The 8,459-nt window shown below is 69.5% G+C and carries 5 protein-coding genes and 1 pseudogene; 5 read left to right on the top strand and 1 reads right to left on the bottom strand.

Annotation, left to right across the window (positions count from 1 at the left end; translation table 11 throughout):
* Positions 1-32 precede the first annotated feature (32 nt).
* Positions 33-1,079, bottom strand: coding sequence for a LacI family DNA-binding transcriptional regulator (locus tag VN520_RS19605; RefSeq protein WP_325748227.1), 1,047 nt, complete (start codon positions 1,077-1,079; stop codon positions 33-35).
* Positions 1,080-1,313: 234 nt separating this feature from the next.
* Here VN520_RS19605 and VN520_RS19600 point away from each other — a divergent pair, with 234 nt between their 5' ends.
* The 5 genes and pseudogenes from VN520_RS19600 to VN520_RS19580 all read left to right on the top strand — a co-directional run.
* On the top strand, positions 1,314-2,630 hold the full coding sequence (locus VN520_RS19600; RefSeq protein WP_325748226.1) for an ABC transporter substrate-binding protein: 1,317 nt from the start codon (positions 1,314-1,316) through the stop codon (positions 2,628-2,630).
* A gap of 86 nt (positions 2,631-2,716) precedes the next feature.
* Positions 2,717-3,601, top strand: coding sequence for a sugar ABC transporter permease (locus VN520_RS19595; protein WP_325748225.1), 885 nt, complete (start codon positions 2,717-2,719; stop codon positions 3,599-3,601).
* A 5-nt stretch (positions 3,602-3,606) separates the two neighbouring features.
* Positions 3,607-4,506, top strand: a complete 900-nt coding sequence (locus tag VN520_RS19590) for a carbohydrate ABC transporter permease (protein ID WP_325748224.1) — start codon at positions 3,607-3,609, stop codon at positions 4,504-4,506.
* Between the two features lie 66 nt (positions 4,507-4,572).
* Entirely contained in the window at positions 4,573-7,182 is a 2,610-nt protein-coding gene (locus VN520_RS19585; RefSeq protein ID WP_325748223.1) for a family 78 glycoside hydrolase catalytic domain, read from the top strand.
* Positions 7,134-8,117 (top strand): annotated as a pseudogene (locus VN520_RS19580) (AAA family ATPase); the annotation flags it as partial. The gene VN520_RS19585 and the pseudogene VN520_RS19580, both read left to right, overlap by 49 nt.
* Positions 8,118-8,459 lie beyond the last annotated feature (342 nt).

The raw sequence follows: 8,459 nt of genomic DNA, 5'->3' as shown, positions 1-8,459 counted from the left end.
CGCGCCGACGCGGCACGCCCCGCCTCCCCCTTTCACGCCCGCGCGGAGGCTGGCGCGGTGCTGCCGCGGACGACCAGGCGCGGCGTCATGGTCGTCTGCACGGCACGCTCACGGCGGCCCTCGACGCGCTCGATCAGCAGGCGCGCGGCCGTGCTGCCCATGTCGTGGCCGGCCTGGTCGACACTGGTGAGCTGAACGGTGGCGAGGTCGGCCAGCGCGGTGTTGTTGTACCCGACCAGAGAGAGATCCTCGGGCACCCGCAACCCCAGTTCGTGGGCCGCCCGCCAGACACCCAGTGCGGCGACGTCGGCGCCCGCCATGATGGCGGTGGGCCGGTCGTCGCCGGTCAGCAGGCTCATGCCCGCCTTGTACCCGCCGTCGTCGGAGTAGGCGGCACGGCAGACGCGGGTGTGCCCGGCCAGTCCGTGCCGGCCCATCGCCCCGGTGTAGCCGTTGGTCAGGACGATCTCCGGGGTGCGGGCCCATCTGCTCGACCTGGAGCCGGGCGACGAGACGAGGCCGATCCCGCGGTGGCCGAGTGAGACCAGATGGTCCACGACGAGTGCGGCACCCATCCCGTCGGCGTCGACGACGGAGTCATGGAGGTCGGAGGTGTCGTGGTGGCCGATGACGACCGTGGGCGTCGACTGGGCCGTGGCCAGGACCTCGGCCCGAGGGCTTCCCGGCGCGATCAGGATAAGGCCGTCCATCTGCCGGTCGACCATCGCGCGGGTGGTCTTGCTCTGCGCCTCGGCGCCGAATCCCGCCGCGCCGACCATGACGGTGTACTCGCTGTCCTGCAGTGTGTCGCGGACACCGTCGAGGATGTCGGCGAAGAACGTGTTGCGGATGTTGTCCAGCAGCACGCCGATCGTGTAGGTCCGTCCTCGCATGCCCCGGGCCGCGGCGTGCGGCCGGTAGTTGAGCTCCGCGATGGCCGCGCCCACCTTCTCGCGCATGGCGTCGCTCACGCCGTAGGCGTTGCGCAGCACCTTGGAGACTGCTGCGGTGGACACTCCCGCGTGACGGGCCACATCCGTGATCGTGACCCGCTTCTTCGGTCGAGGATCCTGCTGCATTCCGGTGCCCCCTGGTCTGTTACGTGTGAATACAACGGTTTACACGAAGTGGCGGGCAGTGGCCAAGTACCGCTGCTTTTCGTCGAAGTTACCGCCCCATGTCTTGACGTCACAGCGTGCTGCATGCACTGTTGTGCACATTCCGGCGTGAAGAACGTTACACAAACCCAGGGTGTTCTCGTCCCTGCGGGCCCGCGCCGTGAGCCTCACCTCAACGATGACTGGGAGCCAGCTGTGATCACTGACACGTCCCGTGCCCGCAGGACCCGTGCAGCAGGGCTGTCCGCGGGCGCCGTCGCGACGGTTCTTCTCGTCTCCGCGTGCGGTGGGACCGGAGGGGGATCAGGGGCGACACCGAAGGACTTCAGCTACCTGAGCGTCACCGAGAACACCACCGTCAAGAGCGCGCTGACGACCCTGTCCAAGGACACGTGCAAGCCGGCGGACGACGCTCTGCCGCTGAAGGTGGAGACCGTTCCGCAGGCGAGCCTCGACCAGAAGCTCCAGTTGCTGGCCGGCCAGGACGCGCTGCCGGTGCAGTTCGCGGCGGGCAACGCCCCGGCGCTCACCCAGCAGCTGGCCACGTCCGGCAAGGTCGCCGACCTGGAGGCGAAGCTCAAGGAACTGGGTGTCCTGGACCAGCTGGAGCCGGCCGCGGTCTCCACCATCAAGGCGCTGTACGGCGGCAAGCTGGAAGTGCTGCCCTACGAGTACAACATCGAGGGAATCTTCTACAACGAGAAGGTCTTCGCGGAGAACGGCCTGAAGGTGCCCGGCACCTGGGACGAACTGGTGGCCGCCGCGGCGAAGCTGGAGTCCGAGGGCGTCCAGCCGTTCTCGGCCTCCGGCCAGCAGGGGTGGCCCCTGACCCGGCTGATCAGCGGATACCTCTACCGCAGCCTCGGCCCGGACGCACTGCAGAAGGTGGCCGACGGCAAGGCGAAGCTGACCGACCCCGAGTATGTGAAGGCGGCCGAGGAGGTCGCCGCGCTGGGGAAGAAGGGCTACTTCGGCAAGGGAGTCGGCTCCATCGACTACGACACCGCGATGAACGAGTTCCTGGCCGGCAAGGCCGCCATGTTCTACATGGGCAGCTGGGCACTGGCGAACATCTCCGACGCCGAGCAGAACAAGGTCGGCGCCGAGAACATCGGCTTCATGCCTTTCCCCGCCGTCACCGGTGGCAAGGGCTCGGCGGACCAGTACCCGTCCAACGTCGGCCTGGGTATCACCCTGTCCGCGAAGTCCTTCGACAAGAAGACCGGGGACTGGGTCTCCTGCATCGCGAAGAACTACGGCAGCACCGCGCTGAAGGACCACGGCTCCATCTCCGGCTTCAAGGTGAACACCGAGGTGAAGGACGCCAACGAGGTCACCACCCAGGTCCGCGACACCATCAGCTCCTCGAAGGAGAACGTGCTCTGGTTCGAGGCCCTGTTCGGGACCAAGGCCACCACTGTCAGCCAGACCAACGCGGCGAGCCTGGCCGGCGGAAGCATGAGCCCCGAGCAGTTCATGCAGACCGTCCAGGACGCGCTGGCCGCCCAGTAGCCGGTCCGGGGGCGGACCGCACGGCGCTCCTGACGCATCCCGTGCGGTCCGCCCCCGTCTCCCCAACGGAAAGTGGACCTCTCCCCATGCACCGCGTACTCGGCGACCGCAGGGCCATCGCCCTCCTGCTCGGTCCCGCCCTCCTCGTCTACTCCCTGATCATGCTGGTCCCGATGGTGTGGTCGCTCGGGTACTCCTTCACCCAGGGCAACACCATCGAGGGCTTCACCGGCAACGGCCTCGCCAACTTCTCCCGCCTGCTCGACGACCCCGCCGTCCACGACGCCCTGTGGTTCACCCTCAAGTACGCCGCCGTCGTCACCACCGGACAGGTCGTCGCCGGCTACCTCCTGGCCCTGCTGTACGTCTTCTTCCTCAAGCGCGCATCCGCGCTCATCCGCACCCTCGTGTTCTTCCCCGTGGTGCTGCCCACCGTCGCCGTCGGCCTGCTCTTCCAGAAGCTCTTCCAGGTGGCCCCGCAGACCGGACCGGTCAACTCCCTCCTCAACGCCGTCGGCATCGAGTCCGTCGACTTCTTCGGCAGCGCCGGCAGCGCCTTCTGGGTCCTGATCGGCATGGACATCTGGCGCTCCATGGGCTTCTACGCCGTCCTGCTCTTCGCCGGCCTGGTCGACATCCCCGACGAGGTCCTGGAGTCCGCCCGCCTCGACGGAGCGACCGGCTTGCGGCTGGTGCGCCACATCGTGCTGCCGCTGTCCCTGCCCGTGCTGATGTCCTCGCTGATCTTCAGCATCAACGGCACGCTGAAGGTCTTCGACTCGATCGTCGCCCTGACCAACGGCGGCCCCGGCACGGGCACCACCCCGCTGACCCTGTACATGTTCCAGACGTCGTTCACCTACAGCGACTACGGCTACGGCAGCACCATCGCCCTGCTGCTGACCGTGGTGTGCCTGCTGGTGAGCCTGGTCGTCTACCGCGTCTCGCGGCGCGACCTCACGGAGGGCTGACCGTCATGTCCATCATCGACACACCGGCGAAGACCTCCGCCGGCTCCGCGAGCACCCCGCCGACGACGTTCCGGCGCGGACGCCGGGGGGGACGGTCGTGGGTCAGGTTCGTCGTCGTGCTCCTCCTGGTCGTCGAGATCTACCCGATGATCTGGATGTTCCTGACGTCGCTGAAGTCCAACGACGACTACCTGAACAACTCCACCTGGTCCCTGCCCACCACCTGGGAGTGGGGCAACTACACCGACGCCTGGACCACCGGCCACATCGGCCTGTACGTCCAGAACAGCCTGCTCGCCGTCCTACCCGCCCTCGCCCTGATGCTGCTCCTCGGCACGGCCGCCGGATTCGCCCTCCAGATCATGGTGTGGAAGGGCCGCAGCCTCACCCTGCTCATCTTCCTCGCGGGCATGATGGTGCCCCCGCAGATGATCCTGCTGCCCCTGTTCACGGTCTACTTCCAGACCGGCCTGTCCGGCACCCTGTGGCCGCTGATCCTCACCTACACCGGCACGGGCCTGCCCCTGACCGTCTTCATGATGGCCACCTACTACCGGGGCGTCCCCCGCGAACTGTTCGAGGCCGCCACCATCGACGGCGCCGGCATCCTGCGCGCCTTCTGGACCATCAGCCTCCCCCTGGTCCGCAACGCCCTGCTCACCGTCGGCCTGGTGCAGTTCTTCTTCATCTGGAACGACCTGCTGATCGCGCTGACCTTCACCAACGGCCAGGACCTGCGCACCATCCAGGTCGGACTGCTCAACTTCACCGGTGACTTCGGTGCCACCCAGTACGGCCCCCTCTTCGCAGCCATCTGCATCAACGTCTTCGGCACCCTCCTGATCTACCTCTTCCTCAACCAGAAGGTCATGAAGGGCCTCACCTCAGGCGCCGTCAAGGGCTGACGGCGGCACCCCGCGGTCCGCACCGGCCGACAGCCCGCACCCGTTCTTCAGGAAGGTCCCCCAGCAGTGTCCCCACAGCCTGCCCCGGTCACGTTCGAGCACCTGCGTGACGGTCTCGGTACCGGCGTCCCCGCTCCCCGCGTCTCGTGGCGCCTTCCGGACGGCTGGGCCCGCCAGGACGCCTACGAACTGGAGATCGACCGGGGTGCCGGTGCCGTGCACCGCACCGGCCGTACACCCGGGGCCGCCCAGATCCTCGTGCCGTGGCCCGGCGGGCCGCTGCGCTCCAGGGAGCGCGCGTCGGTCCGCGTGCGTGTGTGGCCCGACGCCGACGGCGATCCCTCGGCGTGGAGCGAGGCCCGGACGGTGGAGGCGGGGCTCCTGCACGACGACGACTGGACCGCCGTACCCGTCGGGCCGGCGTGGACCCAGGCCCCGGGCACCGACCGCCGGCCCGCCCGCGTCCGCAAGGAGTTCCGCCTGGAGCGACCCGTCGCCGGCGCCCGCCTCTACGTCACGGCCCACGGCCTGTACGAGGCCGAGATCAACGGCCGCCGGGTGGGTGACGACATCCTCTCCCCGGGTTGGACCGTCTACGGCGAACGTTTGCGGTACCGCACCTACGACGTCACCGCCCACCTCGCCGAGGGGCCCAACGTCATCGGCGCGTGGCTCGCCGACGGCTGGTACCGCGGCCGTATCGGCTTCGACGGCGGATACCGCGACCTCTACGGCACCGACCAGTCCCTCATCGCGCAGCTGGAGGTGACGCACCCCGACGGCAGCACCACCGTCGTCGCCACGGACGACACCTGGCGGGCGGGGGCCGGGCCGATCCTGTTCACCGGTCTCTACGAGGGCGAGACCTTCGACGCCCGCCTCCACGACCGGGCCTGGTGCACGTCGCGGTACACCCCGGACCCCGGGTCGTGGACGGCGGTGGCGGTCGCGTCCAGGGACCCCCGCACGCTCGTCGCACCCACCGGCCCTCCGGTCCGCTGCACGCAGGAGGTCGCCCCGGTCTCCGTCACCGCCAAGGCCGACGGCCGGTACCTGCTCGACTTCGGTCAGAACCTGGTCGGCCGACTGCGTATCAGGGTCGACGGGCCGGAAGGCACGACGGTCACGCTGCGCCACGCCGAGGTGCTGCAGGACGGTGAACTCGCCACCCGCCCCCTGCGGGAGGCGGTGTCCACGGACGTCTACACCTTGCACGGCGGGGGGCGGCAAACCTGGGAACCACGGTTCACCCTGCACGGCTTCCGGTACGCCGAACTGAGCGGCTGGCCGGGTGAGCCGGAGCCCGGTTCCGTCGTGGCGCGGGTGTACCACACCGACATGCGCCGCACCGGCTGGTTCGAGTGCAGCGACCCCCTGGTCGACCGGTTGCACGAGAACGTCGTGTGGAGCATGCGCGGCAACTTCGTCGACCTCCCCACCGACTGCCCCCAGCGTGACGAACGCCTCGGCTGGACCGGCGACATCCAGGTCTTCGCCCCCACCGCCTCCTTCCTGTACGACTGCTCCGGCATGCTCGACTCCTGGCTCACCGACGTCGCGACCGAGCAGCTCCCCGACGGGACCGTCCCGTGGTACGTGCCGGTCATACCCGGCGGTCCCCAGTGGACCCCGATCAAGCCCGGCGCTGCATGGGGCGACGTTGCCGCCCTCACCCCCTGGGTGCTCTACCAGCGCTTCGGCGACCTGGAACTGCTGCGTCGACACTTCCCCATGGGCCGCGCCTGGGTCGACCTGGTGGCGCGTCTGGCCGGGGAGAGCCGGTTGTGGGACACCGGTGACCAGCTGGGCGACTGGCTGGATCCCCTGGCGCCGCCGGACGACCCGGCCGCCTCGCGCACCGACCGTCACCTGGTGGCCACCGCCTACTTCGCCCGGTCCGCCCGGCACGTGGAGTGGTCCGCGCGGGAACTGGGCCACGCCGGCCTCGCCCAGGAGTACGGCCGCCTCGCCGACGAGGTCGCCGAAGCCTTCCGGAACGCCTATGTGGGGCCGGACGGCCGGATGACGAGCGACACTCCCACCGCCTACTCGATGGCCCTGTGCTTCGGACTCCTCCGAGACGACCAGCGAACCCGGGCCGGTGACCGGCTCGCGGACCTGGTGCGCGCAGACGACGCCCGCATCGCCACCGGCTTTGTCGGTACGCCCCTGATCTGTGACGCGCTCACCGCCACCGGACACCTCGACGTCGCCTACCGGCTGCTCACCCAGACCGAGTGCCCCTCCTGGCTCTACCCCGTCACCATGGGCGCCACCACCGTCTGGGAACGCTGGGACAGCCTGCGCCCGGACGGCACCCTCAACCCCGGCGGCATGACCTCCTTCAACCACTACGCCCTCGGCGCCGTCGCCGACTGGCTGCACCGCGTCGTCGCCGGGCTCGAACCGGCCGCCCCCGGCTGTCGGGCGCTGCGTTTCCGTCCCCGCCCGGGTGGCGGCATCACCTGGGCCAGGGCCCGCCACGAGACGCCCTACGGGACGGCTGCGGTGTCCTGGGAACAGACACCGGACGGACTGCGCGCGCAGATCACCGTCCCCGAGGGCTGTACGGCGGTCGTCGAACTGCCTGGTCGGCCCCCGGTGAGCGTGGGCCCCGGCGAGCACCACTCCAGCAGCTCTATGACGAGCGCCAGCGCGGCCCCGGCCCCCGGTTGATCCTCTGCGGCTCCGCCATGAGCGTCATGCGCGGAACTGCTTTCGGGTACCAAGCCGTTGCGGGGCCGCGCCGTGATCGACCTCCGGCTGGGCGCCTTCGATTACCGGGCCGCCCGCGACTTCTGGCAGATCGACGACCCACCGACCGCCCTGCGGGTCCATGCCGTCCTCGGCGGAGCCCCCGGCTACCGGCCTGTGGCCGCCCGCCCGCACCCGAACGACGGCTTCGCTGCCTGGCTGACCCGCACCCTCCTGGACCCCGGCCGTGCCGTCTACTCGCGTACCGAGACGGAGTACCTGCTGCGGGAGGATCCGCGTATCACTCATCACACCCTGTACTACGACATCCTCACCGCGATCGCGCAGGGTGCCACCACTCCCACCAAGATCGGCGCGGCCCTGGAGCGGCAGCGCAACGCTGTCACCCATCCGCTCGACGTCCTGAAGTCCACCGGCTGCATCCAGCGGGAGCAGGGCTTCGCGAAGCAGGCATGGCAGGCCGCCGCACCGACGTTCAACTCCAAGATCCTCGGTCCGCATTTCGAGGATCCCGCCCGCGCCTTCACTCGCCGCTACGCCCACCTGCTCCTCCCCGAGGGCCTGCCGGGCCCGGCCGGCACCACAGAGGTCGCCGACCCGGCGGCCCGTACCAAGCACGAGGTGGACGTCATCGCCCTCGCCCTGGGTGAACGTCCGCAGGCGCCGCGCGCTCGGGTCGCCCTGATCGGTGAGGCCAAGGCCACCGCCGCGGTGCCGGTGACCTCCAACGCCTCGAGCACATCAAGGGCTTGCTCACCGGCCAGGGCTATGAGACCACAGGCACCACGCTGGCTCTGTTCTCCCTGCACGGCTTCTACCCGGACCTGGTCGAATTGGCGGTCAGGCGTGATGATCTCCTTCTGGCCGACCTTCCGGGTCTCTACGGGGTCGGTTGACCTCACCAGGGATTTTGCCCGTCAAGTCAATGAACTACGTGGAGGGGAAGAGATCAGGCCCTGAACCGCTCCGGGGCTGTTGGAGGCTCGATCCCCTCCTCTACGGAGGAGGTCCTCGATCCCCGGCACATCCCTACCGGCTGCCCCGTCCGCCACGGCCCCCGGGGCACCACCTGGCAGGAGACTCTCAGTGTGGTCTCCTCGGGCCAGGCCACCGCCGCGGTGCCGGCCGAGGTCCCCGGCTTCTGCTCATGGCCCAGTCTGGCCTTCCTCCCCGTCCGCGACGCGCCTCCCTGCCGGTGAGCCTTCGCCTGGCGCACTGCGAGTGAATCACCGATCATC

Origin of the sequence: Streptomyces sp. (assembly GCF_035563135.1) — a bacterium.
Classification (GTDB): Bacteria; Actinomycetota; Actinomycetes; order Streptomycetales; family Streptomycetaceae; genus Streptomyces.
The sequence above is the reverse complement of the archived record's forward strand: the minus strand, read 5'-3'. Positions and strand labels throughout refer to the sequence as shown.

What these genes read in the sequence shown, in the direction of transcription:
- VN520_RS19605 (WP_325748227.1), bottom strand. Translation starts at nt 1,079, where the DNA reads ATGCAGCAGGATCCTCGACCGAAGAAGCGGGTCACGATCACGGATGTG.
- VN520_RS19590 (WP_325748224.1), top strand. Translation starts at nt 3,607, where the DNA reads ATGTCCATCATCGACACACCGGCGAAGACCTCCGCCGGCTCCGCGAGC.
- VN520_RS19595 (WP_325748225.1), top strand. Translation starts at nt 2,717, where the DNA reads ATGCACCGCGTACTCGGCGACCGCAGGGCCATCGCCCTCCTGCTCGGT.